Here is a 22,808-nt window from a genome sequence, read left to right on the forward strand (position 1 = left end):
GCGGTCCGTCACACATTCAGGGCCAATACGGTAAACTTGCGCCATTGCTGTCTGGAGTAACTTATGCGCGAAGCGTTGAATCAAGGCCTGATCGATTTCCTCAAGGCCTCCCCTACCCCTTTTCATGCCACTGCCAGCCTCGCTCAACGCCTGGAAGCGGCCGGCTATCTGCGTCTGGACGAGCGTGACACATGGTCCACCGAGGCCGGGGGGCGCTATTACGTCACCCGCAATGACTCGTCCATCGTCGCCTTCAAGCTGGGTCGCCATTCGCCATTGATCGGCGGTATCCGTCTGGTCGGCGCCCACACCGACAGCCCGTGCCTGCGAGTCAAGCCGCAGCCAGAGTTGCAGCGTCAGGGTTTCTGGCAGTTGGGTGTCGAAGTCTATGGCGGTGCCCTGTTTGCCCCGTGGTTCGACCGTGACCTGTCGCTGGCCGGCCGCGTGACCTTCCGCCGTGACGGCAAGGTCGAAAGCCAGTTGATCGACTTCAAGGCACCGATTGCAGTCATTCCGAACCTGGCGATTCACCTCAACCGCACCGTCAACGAAGGCACGCCGATCAACGCGCAGAACGAACTGCCGCCGATTCTGGCTCAGGTGGCCGGTGACGAGCGCATGGACTTCCGCGCCCTGCTCACCGATCAACTGACCCGCGAACACGGGCTGAACGCTGACGTGGTGCTGGACTTCGAACTGAGTTTCTACGACACCCAAAGTGCTGCCGTGGTCGGCCTCAATGGTGATTTCATCGCCGGCGCGCGTCTGGACAACCTGCTGTCGTGCTTCGCCGGCCTGCAAGCCTTGCTCAACGCAGACAGCGAAGAAACCTGCCTGTTGGTCTGCACCGACCATGAAGAAGTCGGTTCGTCCTCCACCTGCGGCGCCGATGGCCCGATGCTGGAGCAGATTCTTCAACGGCTGTTGCCGGAAGGCGACGACTACGTGCGCACTATTCAGCGTTCGTTGCTGGTGTCGGCGGACAATGCCCACGGCATTCACCCCAACTACGCCGACAAGCACGACGGCAACCACGGCCCGAAACTCAACGCCGGCCCGGTGATCAAGGTCAACAACAACCAGCGTTACGCCACCAGCAGCGAAACCGCCGGCTTCTTCCGCCATCTGTGCATGGCCCAGGAAGTGCCGGTGCAAAGCTTCGTGATGCGCAGCGATATGGCCTGCGGTTCGACCATCGGCCCGATCACTGCCAGTCATTTGGGCGTGCGCACGGTGGACATCGGCCTGCCGACCTTCGCCATGCACTCGATCCGCGAGCTGGCCGGCAGCCAAGACCTGGCGCATCTGGTGAAAGTGCTGACGGCGTTTTATGCGAGTCATGATTTGCCGTGAGTGTCACTAGCTGATCGCGGGCGATCGACGCTCGATTGCCCGCGATAGCGATCCATCTACCAAAAACCGACCTAGACTGAATTCATCGTCTATGGAAGGTAAACCATCATGGATCCGGTCATTTCCTTGCTGCTCCCGTTACTCACCGGGATGATCTTGTTGTGCGTCGGCTACAGCTATCAAGAGCGCGGCATTGGCGTGTTTATCCTGTGGTTGGGGATGATCTGCATCATTGGCACCGCCACCTACAAAATCCTCGAAAAGTTGGCGTAAGCCCCGTGTACACTTGCTTATCTTTGCCCGAATGACGACTCGAGGTTAATTGCCTAGTGCCTGTTTTTGCCCGCCTGTTCCTCCTGCCGCGTGTCTTTCTCATCTGTCTGCTGGCGCTGCTGCCGGTTGCCGCGGTTCAGGCCGCCAGCCTGCCGGGCATCCTCGGTGGCGGGCAAAAAGCCCAGCCGCAAGCCCAGGAACCCTTGGGCCAGTCGCTGGATGAAGTAATCAAGTCGCTGGAAAACGATCAGCAACGCGCCAAGCTGCTCGACGATTTGAAAAAGCTCCGCGACGCCAGCAAAAAGGCCCAGCCGATCACCGAGGAAGGTGTGCTCGGTTTGATCGCGACCAGCCTGCGCAGCTTCGAGAATCAGTTTTCCGGCGACGACAGCCCACTCAATCGCTGGTCCGAGGAATTGAGCCTGGCGCAAGACGAACTGCTGACGCTGATGCTGCCGGCCAACCAATGGCTGCCGATCCTCTTCGGCTTCGCTCTGGTGATGTTGATCTGGAGCCTGCTGGCAGCCGCCTTGATCTGGCTCAGCCACCGCGTGCGCGTGCGCTTTGGCCTGCAAGAAGAGTTACCGCAACACCCGCGCACCTGGGACATGCTGCGCTTCGCCCTGCGCAAATTGGGGCCGTGGATGGTGGCGTTGGCCATCACCGTTTACCTGGGTTACAAACTGCCATTGTCGCTGGGTAAAGACCTGGCGATGGTGCTGGCCTATGCGCTGGTGGTCGGCACCTTGTTCTCGGCGATTTGCGTGATCGCCTTTTCGCTGCTGGATGGCCCGCACCGGCATCGCGCCCTGTACATCCTGCGGCATCAGGCGTTTCGACCGCTGTGGCTGATTGGCAGTTTTGCCGCGTTTGGCGAAGCGTTGAACGACCCGCGCCTGATTGCCAGCCTCGGCGAGCACCTGGCGCACACCGCGGCCACCCTGACCAACGTGATGGCAGCCTTGTCCAGCGGGCTGTTCATCCTGCGTTTCCGCCGCCCCATCGCGCATTTGATTCGCAACCAACCGCTGTCCCGGCGCCTGACCCGCCGCGCGCTGACCGACAGTTTGTCGATCCTCGGCTCGTTCTGGCATATCCCGGCGCTGCTGCTGGTGGCGGTGTCGTTGTTCGCCACCTTCGTCTCCGCCGGCGACACCAGCACCGCCCTGCGTCAGGCCCTGATCTGCACCGTGTTGTTGGTGTTGTGCATGGTGATCAATGGCCTGGTGCGCCGCCACGCGCTCAAACCGCACCACGCCCATAAACGCCATGCGCTGTATTCCGAGCGCCTGAAAAACTTCTTCTACGTCCTCGCGCACTTGACGGTGTGGCTGATCTTCGTTGAGCTGGGGCTGCGGGTCTGGGGCATTTCGTTGATTCGCTTCGGCGAAGGCGACGGCCACGAAATCATGGTCAAGCTGTTCAGCCTCGGCGCCACGTTGCTGTTTGCCTGGCTGGTGTGGATTGTCAGTGACACGGCGGTTCATCACGCCCTGACCCGCTCGCGCAAAGGCCTGGCCAATGCCCGGGCGCAAACCATGATGCCGTTGATTCGCAACGTGCTGTTCGTGACGATTTTCATCATTGCGGTGATCGTCGCCCTGGCCAACATGGGCATGAACGTCACCCCGCTGCTGGCCGGTGCCGGCGTCATCGGTCTGGCCATCGGCTTTGGTGCGCAGTCACTGGTGGCGGACTTGATCACCGGTCTGTTCATCATCATCGAAGACTCGCTGGCCATCGATGACTACGTCGACGTCGGCGGGCACTTGGGCACCGTAGAAGGCCTGACCATCCGCACCGTGCGCCTGCGCGACATCGACGGCATCGTGCACACCATCCCGTTCAGCGAAATCAAAAGCATCAACAACTACTCGCGTGAATTCGGCTACGCGATCTTCCGCATCGCGATTCCGTTCAGCATGAACATCGACGACGCGATCAAGCTGATACGCGAAGTCGGGCAGAAAATGCGCGCGGACCCGCTGCAACGGCGCAACATCTGGTCACCGCTGGAGATTCAGGGCGTCGAAAGTTTCGAGTCGGGCAGCGCCATCCTGCGGGCACGTTTCAAGACTGCGCCGATCAAGCAGTGGGAAGTGTCACGGGCGTTCAACCTGTCGCTCAAACGCCATCTGGATGAGGCCGGGCTGGACCTGGCGACACCGAGGTTGAGCGTGCAGGTGAATGCGATGGCGGGGAGTGCGAGCAAGGTGGGGGCTGAGCAGAACACGCACATGGGTTAATGGACCCCTGTAGGCTACCCCGCCACCACCGCGCTCACATGTATTGCATCATGCCGCCAGTACTCCAGGTCGCAGTCGATCAAGCGCCCTTGTTGATCATGGTTGACCCTGGCAATCCGCAGACCGGGGCTGCCCAGCGACACTTTCAACGCCGCCGCGGCTTCTACTTGCAACGCCGTCGGCACCATCTCGAAACGCACCTGACCGTAACGTATGTCGTAATGACTGGCGTACAACTCGGTCAGTGACTGGGTCAAATCGAAGTCCAGTATCTGCGGGAAATATTCCGGATTCAGGTAGTGCTCGACGTATAGCACCAGCCGTTGATCAATGCGTCGTGCGCGGCAGATCTGGATCACGCTGGACAGCGCTGGCAGTTGCAACACATCACAAATCGCCGCCGAGGCCGGTTGCAGGCGTGCCGAAATCACTTCCGTCGACGGCACCCGCCCCTGCGCACTGACCATCGCGTGAAAGTGGCTGCGGCGCATCAGGTCATAAGCCAGCCGGGGCGGCGAAATGAACCAGCCACGGCGCTCCTCGCGATAAACCAGCCCCTGCGCTTCCAATTGCAACAACGCCTCGCGCACAGTAATCCGCGTGGTGTTGAACAGCTCGCTGAGTTTGCGCTCGGCGGGCAGTTTGCTGCTGGGTGGCAACAGGCCGTGCTCGATCTGTTCCTGCAAAGCCAGACCGATGGCTGTCACCGCTTTTGGTGCATCTTCGCGCATCAACGTTACCTATCTGGACTAGACCAGTGCACAAAATGGGCAGAGGCGACCGTGAATAGCCTCCCTGCAAGTATCGATCAGCCTAGGCAAAGCACATGACTGATAGATGACAAAACGACAAAAGACCCTTGAAAAACATTCACTTAAAAAGACTAAAGCAATAAATATCAGACAGTTACCCATGGTCTACGCTTACTGAGCAAGGTTTGACCCTGGCCCTTGAATGCCTATGCAGGACTGATGCCGACATCAAAGTGTCATCCTGCGGGCTTAGATTGGCTCAGGTATTGCTGACCTAGACCAACCAAACCGCAATAACGTCGATAAAAACGCAGCGTTCAAAACGCCCAAAGGAGCTTCGGATGAAACATCTTTTCCTGGCATCACTGTTAGGTTCGACCATTGCCCTGTGCACAGCCGCCATGGCAGCTGATACCGATTTGAAAACCCTGGAAGCCGCAGCCAAGACAGAAGGTGCCGTTAACAGCGTCGGCATGCCGGATGACTGGGCCAACTGGAAAGGCACCTGGGAAGACCTGGCCAAGAACTACGGCCTGAAGCACATCGACACCGACATGAGCTCGGCCCAGGAAGTGGCCAAGTTCGATGCGGAAAAAGACAACGCCAGCGCCGACATCGGCGACGTGGGTGCAGCCTTCGGCCCGATCGCCGAGAAAAAAGGCGTGACCCAGCCGTACAAGCCGACCACCTGGGCTCAGATTCCAGACTGGGCTAAAGACAAAGATGGTCACTGGGCACTGGCCTACACCGGCACCATTGCGTTTATCGTCAACAAGAAGCTGCTGCACGGTTCCGACGTCCCTACCAAGTGGGCTGACCTGAAGTCCGGTAAATACAAGGTTTCCATTGGTGACGTGAGCACCGCTGCCCAGGCCGCCAACGGCGTACTGGCTGCTGCCCTGGCCAACGGTGGTGACGAGAAGAACATTCAACCTGCGCTCGACTTGTTCGCTGACATCGCCAAGCAAGGTCGCTTGGGCCTGGCCAACACCACTATCGCCACCATGGAAAAAGGCGAGATCGAAGTCGGTATCGTTTGGGACTTCAACGGCCTGAGCTACAAAGCCAAGATGACCAACCCGGACGACTACGTCGTGCTGATCCCGTCTGACGGCTCGGTGATTTCCGGTTACACCACCATCATCAACAAATACGCCAAGCACCCGAACGCCGCCAAACTGGCGCGCGAATACATCTTCAGCGATGCAGGCCAGATCAACCTGGCGCGCGGCAACGCCCGTCCGATCCGTGCCGATCACCTGTCGCTGCCGGCTGACGTGCAATCCAAGCTGATTCCGAATGAGCAGTACAAGCATGTAACGCCGGTCAAAGATGCGGATGCATGGGAAAAAACTTCCAAGGCCCTGCCTAAGAAGTGGAACGAGACTGTCATCGTAGAAATGAAGTAATCCACACCCTGTAGGAGTGGGCTTGCCCGCGATAGTGATGTGTCAGATATATCGCTATCGCGGGCAAGCCCGCTCCTACAGTGTGGTGTTTTCGATACGGTCCCCGGAGTCCTACCCATGAAACACAACGTCATCCTGGTGGTGCTCGATGGCCTGAGTTACCAGGTCGCCCAGCATGCCATGGGGCACCTTCAGGCCTACGCAGGCGCAGGACGCGCCGCGCTGTACAAACTGGAGTGCGAGCTGCCGGCACTGTCCAGACCGCTCTATGAATGCCTCCTCACCGGGGTCAAACCCATCGACAGTGGCATCGTGCACAACCACGTATCGCGCCTGTCGAATCAGAGCAGCATTTTCCACTATGCCCGCGCAGCCGGTCTCAGCACCGCCGCTGCGGCCTATCACTGGGTCAGCGAGCTGTACAACCGTTCGCCGTTTATCGCCGCCCGTGACCGTCACACCGACGACAGCGACCTGCCGATCCAGCACGGTCACTTCTATTGGGTCGATCACTACCCCGATTCGCACCTGTTTGCCGACGCCGAAGCCCTGCGGCTGCGCCACTCGCCGAACTTTCTGTTGGTGCACCCGATGAACATCGACGACGCCGGGCACAAGCACGGCCTCGACACCCCGCAATACCGCAACAGCGCGCGTTCGGCCGACATCATCCTCGCCGATTACCTGCAAGGCTGGCTCGACGCTGGCTATCAAGTGCTGGTGACCGCCGACCACGGCATGAACAACGACCGCTCGCACAACGGCCTGCTGCCGGAGGAACGCGAAGTACCGCTGTTCGTCCTCGGCGACGCCTTCAGTTTCGATGCCCACGCCCAACCGAAACAGACCGAGCTGTGCGGCACGGTCTGCGAATTGCTCGGCGTGCCCCACGACAAGCCTGTATGCAGGGAGTTGTTGAAGTGAGTTCAGTCCGAGGCAAATGGCTGGCGGCACTCTGGTTGCTGCCCTTCGCGATATTTTTCATCGTGTTTCAGATCGCGCCGCTGGTGTGGGTGCTGGTCAACAGCCTGCAATCGGAAGACAACGGTTGGGGCCTGTCCAATTTCGTCGAAGTGTTCACCTCGCGTTTCTATCTGCAAGCCATCGGCCACAGCCTGGAAATCAGCTTCTGGTCCAGCGTATTCGGCATCGTCATTTCGATCCTCGGCGCCTACTCCCTGCGCCAGGTCGACTCGCGGCTGCGCAACTTCGTCAACGCCTTCGCCAACATGACCAGCAACTTCGCCGGGGTGCCGCTGGCCTTTGCCTTCATCATCCTGCTGGGCTTCAACGGCACCTTCACCATCATGCTGAAACAGGCCGGGGTGATTCAGGACTTCAACCTGTATTCGGAAACCGGGCTGATCATCCTCTACACCTACTTCCAGATTCCGTTGGGTGTGCTGCTGCTCTATCCGGCGTTCGACGCCCTGCGCGAAGACTGGCGTGAGTCGGCCTCTCTGCTCGGTGCCGATGGCTGGCAATACTGGCGCCACATCGGTTTGCCGGTGCTGACGCCTGCGTTGATCGGCACCTTCGTGATCCTGCTGGCCAACGCCCTCGGCGCCTACGCCACGGTGTATGCGCTGACCACCGGCAACTTCAACGTGCTGCCAATCCGAATCGCCGCGATGGTCTCGGGCGACATCAGCCTCGACCCGAACATGGCCAGCGCGCTGGCGGTGATTCTGGTGGGCCTGATGACCCTGGTGACCATCGTCCACCAATGGCTGTTGAAGAGGAGCTACCATGTCTCGCGCTGAAACCGGTCCTGCCGGCCTCTACCACAAGGCAGTGGTGTACCTGCTGTTTGCGATTCTGTTGCTGCCGTTGGCAGGCACCTTTGTCTACTCGATTGCCAGCAGTTGGTCGGCGACCATTCTGCCCAGCGGCTTCACGATCCAGTGGTACACGCAGCTGTGGAGTGACCCGCGTTTCCTCCATGCCTTCGGCCAATCGCTGTTGGTGTGTGTCGGCTCGTTGATCCTCTCGGTGGTGCTGATCCTACCGCTGCTGTTCGTGGTGCATTACCACTTTCCCAAGCTCGACGCGCTGATGAACGTGCTGATCCTGCTGCCCTTCGCCGTGCCACCGGTGGTGTCGTCTGTAGGGCTATTGCAGTTGTACGGCTCAGGACCGTTCGCGATGGTCGGGACGCCATGGATTCTGATCGGTTGCTACTTCACCGTGGCCCTGCCGTTCATGTACCGGGCGATCACCAACAACTTGCAAGCGATTAATCTGACGGACCTGATGGACGCCTCGCAACTGCTCGGCGCCAGCGTCTGGCAAGCGGCATTGCTGGTGGTGCTGCCGAACCTGCGCAAAGGCCTGATGATCGCCCTGCTGCTGTCGTTCTCCTTCCTGTTCGGTGAGTTCGTGTTCGCCAACATTCTGGTCGGCACCCGCTACGAAACCCTGCAGGTTTACCTGAACAACATGCGCAACAGCAGCGGCCACTTCACCAGTGCGCTGGTGATTTCCTACTTCATGTTCGTCCTCGTGCTGACCTGGGTCGCCAATCTACTGAACAAGGACAAAAGCCAATGAGCTTCGTCAGCGTTGAACACCTGCAAAAAAACTACGCCAGCACTGCGGTCTTCAGTGACATCAACTGCGTGATCAACAAAGGCGAGTTCGTCACCCTGCTCGGCCCGTCCGGCTGCGGCAAGTCGACCTTGCTCCGTTGCATCGCTGGCCTGACCTCGGTCACCAGCGGCCAGATTCTGCTGGACGGCGTTGACCTAGTGCCGGTATCGCCGCAGAAGCGCGGGATCGGCATGGTGTTCCAGAGCTATGCACTGTTCCCCAACATGAACGTTGAGCAGAACGTCGCCTTCGGCCTGCGCATGCAGAAGGTCAACGCCGATGACAGCCGCAAACGCGTGGCGGAAATCCTGCGCCTGGTGGAGCTCACCGACTTCGCCAATCGCTACCCGCATCAGATGTCCGGTGGCCAGTGCCAGCGTGTGGCCCTGGCCCGTTCACTGGTCACTCAGCCGCGCTTGTTGCTTTTGGATGAACCGCTGTCGGCACTCGATGCTCGGATTCGCAAACACCTGCGCGAACAGATCCGCGCCATTCAACAAGAGCTAGGCCTGACCACCATCTTCGTGACCCACGATCAGGAAGAGGCCCTGACCATGTCTGACCGAATCTTCCTGATGAATCAGGGCCGGATCGTGCAAAGCGGCGACGCCGAAACGCTGTATACGGCACCGGTCGACGTATTCGCCGCTGGCTTCATCGGCAACTACAACCTGCTGGATGCCGACAGCGCCAGCCGCCTGATGCAACGTCCGATCAAAGGCCGTATCGCCATTCGCCCGGAAGCGATCCAATTGAGCCTGACCGGCGAACTCGACGGTGAAGTGCGCAGCCACAGCTTATTGGGCAATGTGATTCGCTACCGGGTCGAAGCGCGTGGCGTGGAACTGGTGGTCGACGTGCTCAACCGCTCCGCCGGAGACTTGCACCCCAACGGCCGACGCGTCACCCTGAACATCGAAGCGTCGGCGTTGTGTGAGGTAGCCTGATACACCACGCCCACGATGGTGCGGTGGTCTGTACAGGCTGTGTAGGAGCCAACTTGTTGGCGAGGGGCTTGATGCGGTGTATCAGGTATACCGCCTCGCGAACAAGTTCGCTCCTACAGAGTAAGCGTCGCGAAGAAATTTTTTAGAGGAAAGCAGTAATGGCTTTAGCAATTTTCGACCTGGACGAAACCCTGATCGGCGGCGACTGCGCTAGCCTGTGGAGCGAGCAAATGGGCCGCCTCGGCTGGGTCGACCCTGAGTCGTTCATGCGCAAGAACGACGAACTGATGGCCGCCTACAGCGCCGGCAAACTGGCCATGGAAGACTACATGACCTTCAGCCTCGAACCCATCGCCGGGCGCACCCCGGAAGAAGTCGAGCATCTGGTCGAGCCGTGGGTCGAAGACTTTATCGAACCGATCATCTACAGCGACGCCTGCACCGCCATCGCCAAGCACCGCGCCGACGGCGACCGCATCCTGGTGATCTCCGCCTCCGCCACCTTCCTGGTCCAGGCCATCGCCGCCCGCATCGGCATCGACGAAGTGCTGGGCATCGATCCGCAGGTGATCAACGGCCACTACAGCGGCGCCACCGTCGGCGTGCTGACCTACCGCGAAGGCAAAATCACCCGCTTGATGGAATGGCTGGATGCTGAAGGCGAAAACCTGGAAGGCGCGAGTTTCTATTCCGACTCGCGTAATGATTTGCCGTTGTTGAAAAAGGTTGATTACCCGCATGTGGTCAACCCGGATGCTGCGCTGCGCGAACAGGCGGAACAGGCCGGGTGGCCGGTGCATAACTGGAAGTAACACGTATCCCGTAGCAGTCCGGCTTGCCGGCGATGGCGATTTTACCGATGCCGACGCCGGCAAGCCGGGCTGCTACGGAATCAGCGCATCTGCAACACTGCGTCAAATCATTCGCCAACCCATTGACTCTACATCCTGGCCTCGCGCCCCAGAAGATCACTCACCCATTGATTGATGCTTTTGTGCGCCAACTCGGCTTTAGACGCGATGGTTGCGTGTAGCGCAGGCTCCAGACGCAGGCTCAACTTTCCAGAGTAGGCCTTCTGAGGCTCACGTCCGAGCTTCGCGCAGGTGTCGAGGTAATCGTTGACTGCCTCTTCGAACGCCGCTCGTAATTCGGCCACTGATTCCCCGTGGAAACCAATTACGTCGCGAATCCCGGCGATATGGCCGATCAGCAAGGCGTCTTCATCACTGTATTCGATGCGGGCTGCATAACCTTTGTAACTCATGACGTTCATGGGGCCACTCCTGCTTGTTCGAGGAACGCACGTGCGTCCCGGACCTGATAAGGCTTGGCCTCTTTATCCGGGTGCGGACGATGGAAGGTCGCTACGACTCCATTGAGCTCAAAGCGGACGCGTGATCCATTGCCTTCAACGGTGCGCGCACCTAAAGCTGTGAAAAGCGACCCAACGCGCGCCCACTCCAGGGTGCTCGGTACGAGCTTCGAACGGATTTATGGGGACGTATTGCGATTTATGGGGACGGATTTATTTATCTGAAATCATCCATCGTCGGACCGAGGTCGCCCTTGCGAACGGCTTTCGATCCTGCGCCCGATGATACTTTCAACCTCGGTAACGAATCGCTCTGTCCCCGTTAACTGTCCGCGTTGCAGCGCATTGCGAATGATCTTCAGTTCGTCTGGAGATACCGCTTGTTCGATGAAGGTTTGGTAGCGCTGGTGACGGCTATCCCGATTTGATCCGAGCGCTTCGAAGGCAGGATCAGTGTCCAGCCAATCGGCCTCCGGTTTTGAGGTAAACCTTAGATTAAAACTTGACCAAGGGTAATCGCCCGCGTGTTCAACCATCCGCGCTCGCACAGGATTGAGCTCGATATATCGACTGCATGCCAGTAAATAACTGTCCGACTGCACGAGACTTGATTTGTAACGACTCTCCCATAACGTTCCTGAGCGGTGTTCAAGCTTATTGCGATAACGCGTCATGCGCGCGGCCAGCGCCTTCATCAATTCACCCAATCCTGAAGATGATTGGGGCGCGAGAAGGAGATGGACATGATTGGTCATAAGGCAGTAGGCATAAACCTTGACACCTAATGCCTCCTTCAATTCACGCAAATCGTTCAAATAACGCGTGAAGTCATCCTCATGGGCAAATACCACTTGGCGATTATGCCCGCGTTGAACCACGTGATGGGGATATCCTGGCAATACGACACGCGCCTTCCTTGGCATCGCAGATCCTCATTTGGCTGGAGTCAATCAGCGTAGCTAGGGCGGAGAGATGCGTTCTATTTTTACGGGTACGAATTTATTTTATTTTGTATCTTACTGGTTGAAGAAAGGAGACGGATTGATTTGATAAATAAATCCGCCCCCGTTTTTGTGCGTCCCCGTTTTTGTGTGGTCCCCGTTTTTTCTCGATAAATAAATCCGCCCCCGTTTTTTCTCCGATAAATAAATCCGTCCCCGTTTTTTCTCGTTTTCGCTTTCTGTTTACTGCACAACAAACTCAACAGCACTCATCAACTGCATTCCCATAAAGAAAAAACGATTCTGCCCGAGCTCCCAATTCGCCAGCACTCCCGCGCGAACAGTTCCTGATACGACCGCACCAACTTTAACGAATTCCAACCTCACAAACGTATTGTGATTATTGTATTTGTTAGCAGACACAATTAAATCAGGCCCAGACGGTAAATACCGCGCAACATTATCATAATAAAAGCGCATACCAACCCCCTTCACATTCGTCGCAAACGTTATACTTCCCACACTGGGCTGAGAGGCGATCATATTAATTCTTTGGTGTCTATGATCGGTAGGACAGAAAACCGTCGCTTGCGCACTGTTCCCGCCAACAGCGCTCACGAGAACAGTTCCAACTGCCGCACCGGAAGGCACATTAACTCGTGCCGGCAAGCCGCTGAATTGATAATAAGAAGTGGCTCCGGAGTCAAAACTGATCCCCGTCCCAAGCGTTGCTGGATTTTCTACTTGAATCCGTAAACGCGCAGACTCAGGCAACGCCGTGGTCTTACTCACAGCAGACTCTACCTGGTAATAGATACTCACATACGAGCCTGCATTGGCCACAATCGTGTTAAAGCTGACCGTAAATGATACTGGCCCCAAGGTAAGAACCGATTTGGTTTGGGAAACCGAGCCCGCTCCTGCTGTACCCTCCCATATCATGGTGACTTTGTCGTTCACACGCATGCCTTGATAGTGCGGAACCACAACGGTGGCAGCGGTTATCGGCTTAATCATATTAATGATCAGAGAAATAGGGTCGGCTTCTATTACATCAGGGGCTGTCAGAACCAGTGGTATCGGCGCCCTGATCGCCACCAACCGCTGCGGAAACTCAAGCATGGTCGCCCCACCATCAAACGACACCTCAAAAATCAGCCGCAACCCCGAGCCATCCCTGAGCTGCCTGAGCTGACTCAGGGCCACCGTGGTGGTTGGCATGCGAGACCAGCTCCAGGTCTTGCCACGTCGGATGCAGCCAGTTATGCGCACTGCCATCTGCCTTGGTCCCTTCAAAACGCAACCAGATCCGCTGTCCCGCCCCAATGAACGGCCAAGGCCGGACGCTCAGATTGGCGTCGGCGGTCAGGGCACTCACATCGAGGATGTCATCGGGCGCCTGAGTGATTTTCGGGCCTTCTAGTGCAGCCTGCGGAATCATTTGAACCTGCAGCTCCAGTTCTTCCGAGAGATAAGGGCCCCCTGGGCGCACTACCGCATAAAGCGCTGAAATGATCCGCCCGATCGATGCCCCGACATCGGCTGACAAAATATTGAACGTAACCTCGCCACTGGCACTGCCGTTTTGTTCGGGGTAAGTCTTGCCATCCCAAGAAATGCCAATGACATCACTGGTGAGCATACCGTCGTATTTCACCAGCAGCGTGACGCCTTGCTCTCCATCCATGGGGTTGAGGATGTCATTGAGGGCTTCAATCACTCTAGGTTTAGGGAAATTGAGGTCAACCGGAGCCTTGATACTGACTGTCCGCACCTCCGACCGTTCAATCGGCCCACCGACAATCCGCTCAACTTCATACCGCGCCACCACGTCCCGATTGCGGTTGCTCTCCACCAGCGGCGGGTTGATCGGCCAGTCGATGTTCTGGTTGTTTGTGAGCACCAGAAACGCGCGGTTGTCGCTGCCCGTACCGGGCGTTCCGATCCAGTGAGTGTTGACGATGTCGTTTGTTCTCAGGGCGGCTGCGAGGCCATTGACGTGCACCACGGTGCGGTCGAACTGGTCCGGGTCGAGAACATCGCCCGGGGCGTTGTCCATCGTCGGTTTGGGCAACAAGGCGCTGTTGGCGTTGCGCACCTGATAGGTCACTGGCCTCGAGTCCTTGGTGTCCTGCGAACGAAATACCACGTAATAACTCAGCGTCAACGTGCCGTTGATCAGCGGTGACAGGTTCGATTTGGGCACCAGGAACGAGGTGGGTACGGTCTCCTCGTTAAGTCCCACGTCGTATCTGGCGTAGTAGGTCAGCGGTGTGAAACCATCGGCGAACAGGCCTTCCCACTTCAGGTGCACCACGTCACCGAAGCCTTTGCCGGAGTAAGGCTCGATGGTGACATGCGCATCGGTGTTGACGTCATCCGGGTCGACTCTGTCGCCCTGAGCTTCGTCAAGGACCGGCTCCGTCAGCCGCAAAGCGTCGCCTTTGATAAAGGCGGTGGCCGGTCTTGAGGTGCGGTTCGCACTGCCGTCTATAGGGTCGACGACGTACCACGCGCTGGCCACCCCGCCTGGAATGTCAGCCGCTGCCTGGTTGGGTACGTTGAACAGTGGACCAATGTTGGTACGTATCACCGGTTTGGGCGGTAGTATCGGGTTGGTCACATCACCGCCTTCCGCCGTTTTGCCCTCCCACAGCAGGGTGATCTCATCACCCACTTCGATACCCGGGTAGGCGCTTACCTGCACATCGACCGTCTTGCCGTTGAGCAGGGCCAGATCGATGATTTCGTTCGCATCGGCGTCGTTGAAGATGGGCGCGTCGGGCGCGTTAGGGTCGATCCTGACGTTGGTCAGAGCGGCCTCGGAATACATCGACCAGTTGGCGACCTTGTCACGGATGAAATACTCGACCCGCAGGTTTTCCCGGTCTTTGGCCTGCTCGATCAAGGTCGCGGGAACGGTGATGGTTTGCGGCGGGTAGTTGCCGCCCACCGGCGGCGCGGGCAATGGTGGATTGCTCACTGCATACATATAACCGCCCCAGTACAGGGTCAACACATCGCCTTCGCTCATGTTGAGCCACGGGTCGATGGTCAGGGTCAAATTCACAACGGGCGGCTGGATCAGCGGTGGTACTACATAGGCCACCCGCAAGTTGTCGTTCCAAGGGGTGCTGGAGTCCGGATCCGGATCACCGGGCACGGTGAGTTTGATCAAAACCGATTGATCGTTCGAGCGATCGCTGGTGCCACTGAGCTGATCAGTGATGCTGTAGTAGACCGTCGAGGTGTATTCCAATTGGCCAGGGCGAATGATGTCTGCCGGGTTTACCCGAAAGCTGATCAAGCGGTTGTCGTAATGGTTTTGATCCAGCGGAAAATCCTGCACCCGCCGACCGTCCCAGAACAACTCGACCAGATTGCCGATGCTGAACGTGCGGTCAAAAGCGGCAAGCAGCACCACTCTTAACGCGGGATCGGGTAGCAAGTCGCGATACCCAAGGCCGACCTTGGGCGCGCCGCTGTTGTCGATGACGGGAATGCTGAAATCCCTCAAAACGAAGACGCCGGGATTTCGAGATATTGCTGGCATGGTGGAGATGTTCATGGGGTTCTTCCTTGATCGTGTTTAGGTGTCACATCAACTCAAAAAAGGCCCCTGACATCCAAACAGGGGCTATCTGTAGGCCATCTATGGGATGGTTGGAATTGGGAAAAGACAAAGAATGCCCGGATCTATATGTCGCATGGCAATGTTTACGAAAGTCTCGACACTGGGTGTCGGCCCTGCACTATTGGTGATGGTGTAGGTCGTTTTGGAACACGTCCGGCATACTTTCAACAGTTGTTCCGTTGTCAGCGTCAGGACCTTGTAACCTCGAATGTTAATATCGTCCGCGGAAATGCTTTGATTGGTGATGTTAACCAAGGTTGCCGGCATCTCGGGCGCTGCTGGATCGTCGAGAAGGTCTGGCCCTAAACCGATGAACCTGAGGTCTATAGTGTCCCCCACTACTACATTGGGAAAATTTACAGGCACCTGAATAGTCGTGCCTCCTCCGTCAATACCCGCGGCACGCTGGACGACAGGATAAATATAAGGATTGACCACTATAGCCTCGTCGAACGTTACCTCCCCAAGATCATTTCCGTCGTTAGGCAAGTCGGCACTGGACTGTACCCGGACTGGGGTAATGCCGGATGTTGCACGCCCAACATTGGGTGGGGTTTCGTTATCCAGATCACGCGTCAGGATAAAGGTGACCTCTTTGAGACCGACCAACCCTGCGGCAATATTTGCTGCAGAGATAAATAACTCATAATCCTGATTAACGACGGTTATATCGGGCCCAGTCAATGTTACATTCGGTGCCCAGTTAACTGCCACATGGTCCCCTATTTGCCAAATTGGCAAGTTAGATATGACACCCAGGAATGGAATGGTGATTTTTGCCGGCTTGGTGAAGTCTCCGGCCGGAATTGTATTGTCCGGCCCCGTCCCGTTACCACTGTCACTGACGACAACTAATGGCCCCAGGTCTTCATGCTCGGGTGTACTCGGATTAGGATCGACGATGCCGCCAGGAGTAGTGAGGTCGACCGCCACCGTCGTAGCTGCCGGGCCCGCCGCTACGGTACCGTTAATTTCCACGACGTAACTGAGACTCAAAACAGGGTCCACATGCGCTGCCGTTAATATCAACGGATAAGGCAGGGTAAGCTCGACTAACGGTGTAGGGGGTGTAGGCGGAGGGATGGGTATATTACCTACAAACGCCCCGGGCATTTTGACACCGCCCCACGTACAAACGATTTCGTCATTAGGGTCAGCGTTATCATAGGCCATGATATGGACTTTAAGATCCCGCGCGTCGGTGTCGGTCACCAGATTATGGTCAACATAGGCAGGCACAACGGGCGACAATAAATTACCAGGTACATTCGTCAGCAGCACGGGAACACGGACCAACGTCATCTGGGCTTCCGTCGTTTCATTGTCCGCCCTGTCCTTCAGCTTGTAGCCAAACCACTGCACGCGATTACCCAGGTTTTCCATATAGGAACGAGGGAATTTGACCAGAACATCTCTGCCTACGTCCAGGTCCGTTATTTCGGGCTGGGGTGGAAGAAAGGTACCGGCGGAGATAGTATCGGAAGCCCCGATCCAGGGTGTAAGAATATCCCCCGCTCTCATGTCGAACCAAGGGGCTAGAGACACCTCCAGCTCGCCATTTGCATTGAGTTTGGCGGGTGTAATGCCCAGCAACTGATCGGGCGTAAAGCGCAAGGGAGCGAGGTTATCACGCCCACCGGGCATAATCCGGTCGAATTTAACGGGGATCCGAAATCCGGAAAATACGCCCGTACCGCTGGCCAAATCACCCACGCTATACTCAACGTAATGTTCGCTGTAGGTTTCAGGAGGGGCGAACTTGGCGATATCGATTTCAAAATTATAGGTGGTCAACGGATTATCATTCGGGCCCACTATACGAATCACGCCAAACCCCTGGCCTAGTAGTTCGTTGTCCCAGTGCAGTATTATATCGGAGCCTACAATCATATCTGTACTGTATTGGACGGTGACGAGTGGAGCGACGAGCAGGCTTATGGGAATCGTACCGTCAGGCTTTGCCCCGACAACAACGGCCGGATTTAATGCACGCGGCGCTGCTTTATGCGAATTACGGGCTACCTTGGTTTTGTAAACGGGAAATTGCGTCATGGCTGGATCCTCGTTGATGTTTCTCCCTGTACTGCAATGCTGAGTATTAGCCTCCTCTGATGGCGTTTACCAATATTCGGAAAGACAAAAAGTCGAACGGCATTGCCTTGCCGCTCGACCCAAAACAGTCGCTCAACAAAATCAACATGTTAAAGCCGGTTTATTTCCATTTGGAATAACCATCATTTTGAAAAAAAATTAATTTAGCTTATAGCGAATGGCTCTAATATTTATACCTATTACTTTACTAATTTAAAAACCAGACCCCGCACAACCTACGCTTGACACTGCACAAAATCGGACTTACTTATATGACTGTTTGCTATTTAAGTTCAGGCGCACCGCAACGGTTTCAACGGCCGCGTATTCGATCATTTAAAAAAGGACTGGGGTAATCGCCTGTCACTCATTGATCTCAACAGCAAGTTGAGCGCCGACGGCCATGCCGCGATCCACAGGAGGCGTCATTGTGAAAAGGAATTGCTTATCCGTTCGCCGAATTCAGCTTTCATTGAGTCTCGCGCTGCCCGTGTTGATGACCGTTCAATGCTGGGCAATCGATTTGGCGCCGGGTTCAACGACTATCGTAAACCCGGGCCCACCGTTCAATAGCTATTCGCTGAATGACGCTACGCTCATCGTCAACCCCGGCGGGAAGACACTTGGCATCATCACATTGAATAACTCGACGGTGATTATCGACGGTGGCACCGTCGACGGCAGTAGCCCTGGAAGTCTCGATACGCCCAGAGGCCTGTTTCTTCGCAACAGTACGGCAACCGTGAACAACGCAACGATCATCTCTACTACCGATATCGGCCTGAGTGTAAACGACGCCCTGGGGGGCCCCGGCTCGACGGCGACGGTTACCAAGTCGACCATTTCCGGCTTCGGCCGTGGCGTCAATATCAACGGGCCAAGCGTACTCACGCTGGTGAATACGCAGGTCACAGGTACCGGTTCGGGCTCCGGAGGTGTCGTAGCGGATGGGGTTGGCCTTGCAATGTTAGACGGCATTGTGACGCTGCAAGACAGCACCGTGACCGGCAGTAATCGCGGTGCGGTGTTGGCGACAGACCTCAGAGGCCTGAGCCCGGATCAACTGACGGTGGATCACTCATCGCTGATTGGCACGACAGGCAGCGCCATTTTGGTCAGTACGGCCAATGGTCGACAAACCAACGCCACCATTGTGGTGCAGAACGGCTCGACGTTGAGCGGTGGCAACGGCACGATTCTGGAAGTGGGCGAACTGTCCACCGTAGACCGGCCGACTACCGTGAACTTTACCGCCGATAACAGCACGCTGACCGGTAACGTGCAGGTGGTGGCCGGCTCCACAGCCAACATCACGTTACGCAACGATGCTAGCCTCACCGGCGACATGACCAACGTCAATGACGTCAGCATCGACAGTACTTCGCGCTGGAACATGCTGGATGACTCGAACGTAAATAGTCTGGCGCTGAGTGGCGGCACGGTGAACCTGCACGCCGCCAATGCCGGGTTTCATACCCTGACAGCAGGGAGTCTGACCGGGACCGGCACCTTTGAATTGGGCACCGATCTGGCAGCACATCAAAGCGACCTGCTCAACGTCACAGGTAACGCCACCGGCAATCATCAGTTGCTGATAGAAAACACCGGCACCGAGCCTCCGAAGGAAGATCATGCCCAGCAGGTGGTGCACACCGGAAGTGGCGATGCAGCGTTCTCGGTGGTCGGCGGTGTGGTAGATGCCGGGACCTTTACCTACAACCTGGAGCAACGCGGTACAGACTGGTTTCTGGTGCAGGCGCGGGACGATAACGGTGACCCAATCCCCACTCCGAGCACTGAGACCGTGATCGACCTGGCCGGTGCCGCCCCCACCGTGTGGTACGGCGAGCTGGCCACTTTGCGCAGCCGCATGGGGGAACTGCGCTATGGCCATGATCAAGGTGGTGCATGGGCTCGTACGTACGGCAATAAATTCAACGTGTCACCGGCAGATAGCAGCGCTTATTCGCAAACACAGGGCGGCGTTTCCTTCGGTGTCGACACACCTTTGCCTAGCGCCGACGGGCAATGGCTGATCGGTGTGATGGGCGGTTACAGCCATTCTGACCTGGACATACAACGCGGCTCTTCCGGTGATGTCGACAGCTATTACCTTGGGCTCTACAGCACATGGCTGTCGACCTCCGGGTATTACCTCGATGCGGTGGCAAAGATCAACCGCTTCCATAACAGTGCCGATGCACAGATGGACGATGGGCAAAAAAGCAAAGGCAGTTACAGCAACTACGGCATGGGGGTTTCAGTGGAGGGCGGCAAACACATCGAACTGGCTGACCGCTGGTTTGTCGAACCGTATGCCCAGGCTTCAGTGCTGTGGGTTGAGGGCAAGGATTTCCAACTGGACAACGGGCTTGACGCTGACAGCAATGATGCCAAGTCGCTGCTGGGGGAAATCGGCACCCACGTGGGTCGAACCTATCCGTTGGCCAAAGGCGGGTTTATCCAGCCCTACGTCAAAGTTGCCGTGGCTCAAGAGTTTGCCAAGAGCAACAGGGTGAGCGTCAACGGTACATCCTTTAACGACGACCTGTCAGGCACTCGCGGCAAACTGGGTACGGGTGTCGCGGCTCAATTGACTGACGTGCTGCAAGTGCACGCGGATTTAGACTACAGCAATGGTGATCACATCGAACAACCTTGGGGTGTGAACGTGGGATTGCGCTACTCGTGGTAATCGAGTGTGACCACTGCACGCATCAAAGAGTTTTTTAGCATTCTGTTTCTATTTAATACAGCGGCGAAGCGAACCTAAAAAAAGGAAATTTCCTACATCCTTTGGGGAATTGCCTGAAAGACGTCTGTAGTCCTTTTCTATCAAATAACGCCTTCGAATTATTCGCACACCCGTGCTCATCGAAGGTGCTGTAAGAAATGTCTGCCAACTGTATTTTTTTCAAAAAAACCTGTCTGTCGCTGGCTGTCGTTGTAGGGATGACGGCCGCAGGACATGCAACGGCTGTGACGCTGAATCCTGGCGAAGATTTTACGGTGGTTAGCCCTACTCCCTACGATTGGCTACTCCACAGTGCCTCGTTGACGGTGACCTCCACTGGCGTCACCAAAGACATCGATGCCCGAGACGGCTCCACCGTTACTATTGAAGGCGGTCGAGTTAATTCCGACGGTCAGGCGGGCATCAGGCTGACGGCCAGCGATGCCATCATCAACAACGCGACCATTATTGCGACCAACGTCGGCACCTCAAACACTGAGCAAAGCTTTGGTCTCAATTTGATGGCTGCGCCTGGCGGCCAGGCGTCTACCGCACAGGTCAAGGACAGCACTATTTCCGGTGTAGGGCGTGGTATCAACCTGGCCGGCGGCAGCACCTTGACGATGTCTGGCACCCACGTGAAAGGCAACGCGGGCATTGACGCGGTTGGGCCTATCGAAGGTGGCGTGGGCCTGACAATGTTTAGCAGCACCGCAAACCTGCTGCAACGCAGCGTGGTGACGGGCGACAACCTCGGGGCAATCATCGCCGCCGTCGGTCCAAACACAGCCTCCACACTGAACATTGATGGCGGCTCGCAGGTGATCGGCTTGAACGGCAGCGCGATCAAGGTCAGTTCAACTAACGGTACGGTTACCGATGCCACCATCAACATCACCAACGGTTCGACCCTGACCGGCGGCAATGGCGTGATTCTGGATGTGGAACAAAACTCAACTGCCCACTTCAACGTCAATAACAGCCGCTTGGTCGGTGACGTAATGGTCGAGAGCGGATCGACTGCCAATCTCGACTTGCAAAACAACGCCAGTCTGACCGGCAAGATCACTAATGCCTCCAGCTTGAACATCGACGGTTCCTCACTGTGGGTCATGGAAGGTGACTCCAGCGTCGGCAAACTGGGCCTGAACGGCGGCACCGTTGACCTGCGCGGTACGACGCCAGGCTTCCATCAATTGGCTGTCGGCGAACTGTCGGGCAACGGCACTTTTGCACTCGGCACAGATTTGGCGGCTGAAGCCGGTGACACCCTAAACGTCAAGGGCCAGGCCACCGGCACGCACAAGTTGCTGGTAGAAAACTCGGGGATCAGCCCACTCGCTGGCGGTGCGGATCGCCAACTGGTGCACATTGGCAGTGGCGATGCGCAGTTCTCGGTAATCGGCGGCAAGGTCGATGTCGGTACATTTGCCTACGAGCTGGAGCAACAGGATCGAGGGGCTGCCGGGATCGACTGGGCTTTGGTCCAGACGTCCGAACTGTCGAAAAGCGCCGAAGCAGCCGTCGGCCTGTTCAGTGCCGCGCCGACCGTGTGGTACGGCGAATCAGCGACCCTGCGCAGCCGTATGGGTGAACTGCGCAACGGCCAGGACCAAGGTGGCGGCTGGATGCGCACCTACGGCAATAAATTCAACATGTCGGCTGCCGGTGGCACTGAGTACAAGCAGACGCAACAAGGTATTTCCTTCGGTGCCGATCTGCCGGTTTCCAACAGCGACGGCCAATGGCTGCTCGGTTTGATGGGCGGTTACAGCAAGTCCGATCTGGACCTTAAAGGTGGCACCACCGGCACCGTTCACAGTACCTATATCGGCGCGTACAGCACTTGGGTGGCAGACGACGGCTTCTACATCGATGCGCTGATCAAGGCCAACCGCTTCCAAAACCAGGCCAACGTAACCATGCGCGATGGCGAGAAAGCTAAAGGCAAGTACAACAACTACGGCATCGGTGGTTCGATCGAAGCAGGCAAGCACATCACCTTTGCTGACGATTGGTTTGTTGAACCTTATGCACAAGTATCGACCTTGTGGGTCAGCGGCAACGACTACACGCTGGACAACGGGCTGGAAGCCAGCAGCAACAAGGCCGATTCGCTGCTAGGTAAAGTCGGTACGCACCTGGGCCGCAAATTCGCGTTGGAGGATGGTGGTTTCGTACAACCTTATGTGAAAGCAGCCGTTGGGCGTGAGTTCGTCAAGAACAACAAAGTCTCGGTCAATGACCAGCGCTTTACCAACGACCTGTCAGGCAGCCGTGCCGAACTCGGTGCAGGCATCTCGGCGCAATTGACCGATGTGATGCAGGTGCATGCTGATTTTGACTACATGAACGGCAGAAACATCGAACAGCCGTGGGGCGTGAACGTCGGGCTGCGTTACAACTGGTAAGGCGATTTGTGGGGGCGACTTGATGCGGTGCATCAGGTACGCCGCCTTCGCGAACACGTTCGCTCCCACCGGGTTTTATGCCCAACCTGTGGGAGCAAATTTGTTCGCGAAGGGCT

Annotated in this window: 18 protein-coding genes; 11 read left to right on the forward strand and 7 right to left on the reverse strand. The window is 57.0% G+C overall.

The window, feature by feature from the left end; translation table 11 throughout:
- Positions 1-63: 63 nt before the first annotated feature.
- The 3 genes from ACF0H7_RS23585 (at position 64) to ACF0H7_RS23595 (ending at position 3,872) form a co-directional block, all read left to right on the forward strand.
- Positions 64-1,353 carry a M18 family aminopeptidase gene (locus ACF0H7_RS23585; protein WP_397449261.1) on the forward strand — a complete coding sequence of 430 codons (1,290 nt, stop codon included), beginning with the start codon at positions 64-66 and terminating at the stop codon, positions 1,351-1,353.
- Between the two features lie 108 nt (positions 1,354-1,461).
- The gene (locus ACF0H7_RS23590) at positions 1,462-1,626 is read left to right on the forward strand and encodes a hypothetical protein (protein WP_397449262.1); all 165 of its coding nucleotides are present in this window, start codon (positions 1,462-1,464) and stop codon (positions 1,624-1,626) included.
- A gap of 56 nt (positions 1,627-1,682) precedes the next feature.
- Complete coding sequence (locus ACF0H7_RS23595; protein ID WP_397449263.1) at positions 1,683-3,872, forward strand: mechanosensitive ion channel domain-containing protein; 2,190 nt, start codon at positions 1,683-1,685, stop codon at positions 3,870-3,872.
- A gap of 14 nt (positions 3,873-3,886) precedes the next feature.
- On the opposite strand, the gene ACF0H7_RS23600 is transcribed toward ACF0H7_RS23595, so the two are convergent.
- Entirely contained in the window at positions 3,887-4,603 is a 717-nt protein-coding gene (locus ACF0H7_RS23600) for a UTRA domain-containing protein (protein ID WP_397449264.1), read from the reverse strand.
- A gap of 362 nt (positions 4,604-4,965) precedes the next feature.
- Here ACF0H7_RS23600 and ACF0H7_RS23605 point away from each other — a divergent pair, with 362 nt between their 5' ends.
- From ACF0H7_RS23605 to ACF0H7_RS23630, 6 genes are all read left to right on the forward strand, one after another.
- Entirely contained in the window at positions 4,966-6,033 is a 1,068-nt protein-coding gene (locus ACF0H7_RS23605) for an ABC transporter substrate-binding protein (protein ID WP_397449265.1), read from the forward strand.
- Between the two features lie 117 nt (positions 6,034-6,150).
- Positions 6,151-6,957 (forward strand): alkaline phosphatase family protein, encoded by an 807-nt coding sequence (locus tag ACF0H7_RS23610; protein WP_397449266.1) that lies wholly within the window; start codon positions 6,151-6,153, stop codon positions 6,955-6,957.
- A complete protein-coding gene (locus ACF0H7_RS23615) occupies positions 6,954-7,796 on the forward strand; it encodes an ABC transporter permease (protein ID WP_397449267.1) in 843 nt (280 codons plus the stop codon). The genes ACF0H7_RS23610 and ACF0H7_RS23615 overlap by 4 nt, the downstream gene beginning before the upstream one ends.
- On the forward strand, positions 7,783-8,583 hold the full coding sequence (locus ACF0H7_RS23620) for an ABC transporter permease (protein ID WP_397449268.1): 801 nt from the start codon (positions 7,783-7,785) through the stop codon (positions 8,581-8,583). The genes ACF0H7_RS23615 and ACF0H7_RS23620 overlap by 14 nt, the downstream gene beginning before the upstream one ends.
- Complete coding sequence (locus ACF0H7_RS23625) at positions 8,580-9,569, forward strand: ABC transporter ATP-binding protein (RefSeq protein ID WP_397449269.1); 990 nt, start codon at positions 8,580-8,582, stop codon at positions 9,567-9,569. Before ACF0H7_RS23620 ends, ACF0H7_RS23625 begins: the two co-directional genes overlap by 4 nt.
- 158 nt (positions 9,570-9,727) lie before the next feature.
- Positions 9,728-10,381 (forward strand): HAD family hydrolase, encoded by a 654-nt coding sequence (locus tag ACF0H7_RS23630; RefSeq protein WP_397449270.1) that lies wholly within the window; start codon positions 9,728-9,730, stop codon positions 10,379-10,381.
- Between the two features lie 128 nt (positions 10,382-10,509).
- Here the strand turns inward: ACF0H7_RS23630 and ACF0H7_RS23635 are convergent, their stop codons facing one another.
- The 6 genes from ACF0H7_RS23635 to ACF0H7_RS23660 form a co-directional block, all read right to left on the reverse strand.
- Positions 10,510-10,842, reverse strand: a complete 333-nt coding sequence (locus tag ACF0H7_RS23635; protein ID WP_397449271.1) for a type II toxin-antitoxin system HicB family antitoxin — start codon at positions 10,840-10,842, stop codon at positions 10,510-10,512.
- Positions 10,839-11,060 carry a type II toxin-antitoxin system HicA family toxin gene (locus ACF0H7_RS23640; protein WP_397453998.1) on the reverse strand — a complete coding sequence of 74 codons (222 nt, stop codon included), beginning with the start codon at positions 11,058-11,060 and terminating at the stop codon, positions 10,839-10,841. Before ACF0H7_RS23640 ends, ACF0H7_RS23635 begins: the two co-directional genes overlap by 4 nt.
- Before the next feature lie 48 nt (positions 11,061-11,108).
- Positions 11,109-11,804, reverse strand: coding sequence for a transposase (locus ACF0H7_RS23645; RefSeq protein WP_397449272.1), 696 nt, complete (start codon positions 11,802-11,804; stop codon positions 11,109-11,111).
- 261 nt (positions 11,805-12,065) lie between these two features.
- A complete protein-coding gene (locus ACF0H7_RS23650) occupies positions 12,066-13,043 on the reverse strand; it encodes a hypothetical protein (protein WP_397449273.1) in 978 nt (325 codons plus the stop codon).
- Positions 12,970-15,390: a hypothetical protein gene (locus ACF0H7_RS23655; protein WP_397449274.1), complete on the reverse strand. Its 2,421-nt coding sequence runs from the start codon at positions 15,388-15,390 to the stop codon at positions 12,970-12,972. The genes ACF0H7_RS23650 and ACF0H7_RS23655 overlap by 74 nt, the downstream gene beginning before the upstream one ends.
- Before the next feature lie 84 nt (positions 15,391-15,474).
- Entirely contained in the window at positions 15,475-17,508 is a 2,034-nt protein-coding gene (locus ACF0H7_RS23660) for a hypothetical protein (RefSeq protein ID WP_397449275.1), read from the reverse strand.
- 676 nt (positions 17,509-18,184) lie between these two features.
- Between ACF0H7_RS23660 and ACF0H7_RS23665 the strand changes: the two genes are divergently transcribed.
- Both ACF0H7_RS23665 and ACF0H7_RS23670 read left to right on the forward strand, forming a co-directional pair.
- The gene (locus ACF0H7_RS23665; RefSeq protein ID WP_397449276.1) at positions 18,185-20,242 is read left to right on the forward strand and encodes an autotransporter outer membrane beta-barrel domain-containing protein; all 2,058 of its coding nucleotides are present in this window, start codon (positions 18,185-18,187) and stop codon (positions 20,240-20,242) included.
- Positions 20,243-20,556: 314 nt separating this feature from the next.
- Positions 20,557-22,692, forward strand: a complete 2,136-nt coding sequence (locus ACF0H7_RS23670) for an autotransporter outer membrane beta-barrel domain-containing protein (protein ID WP_397449277.1) — start codon at positions 20,557-20,559, stop codon at positions 22,690-22,692.
- Positions 22,693-22,808: the final 116 nt, after the last annotated feature.

This window comes from Pseudomonas sp. NA-150 (genome assembly GCF_044336365.1).
Classification (GTDB): domain Bacteria; phylum Pseudomonadota; class Gammaproteobacteria; order Pseudomonadales; family Pseudomonadaceae; genus Aquipseudomonas.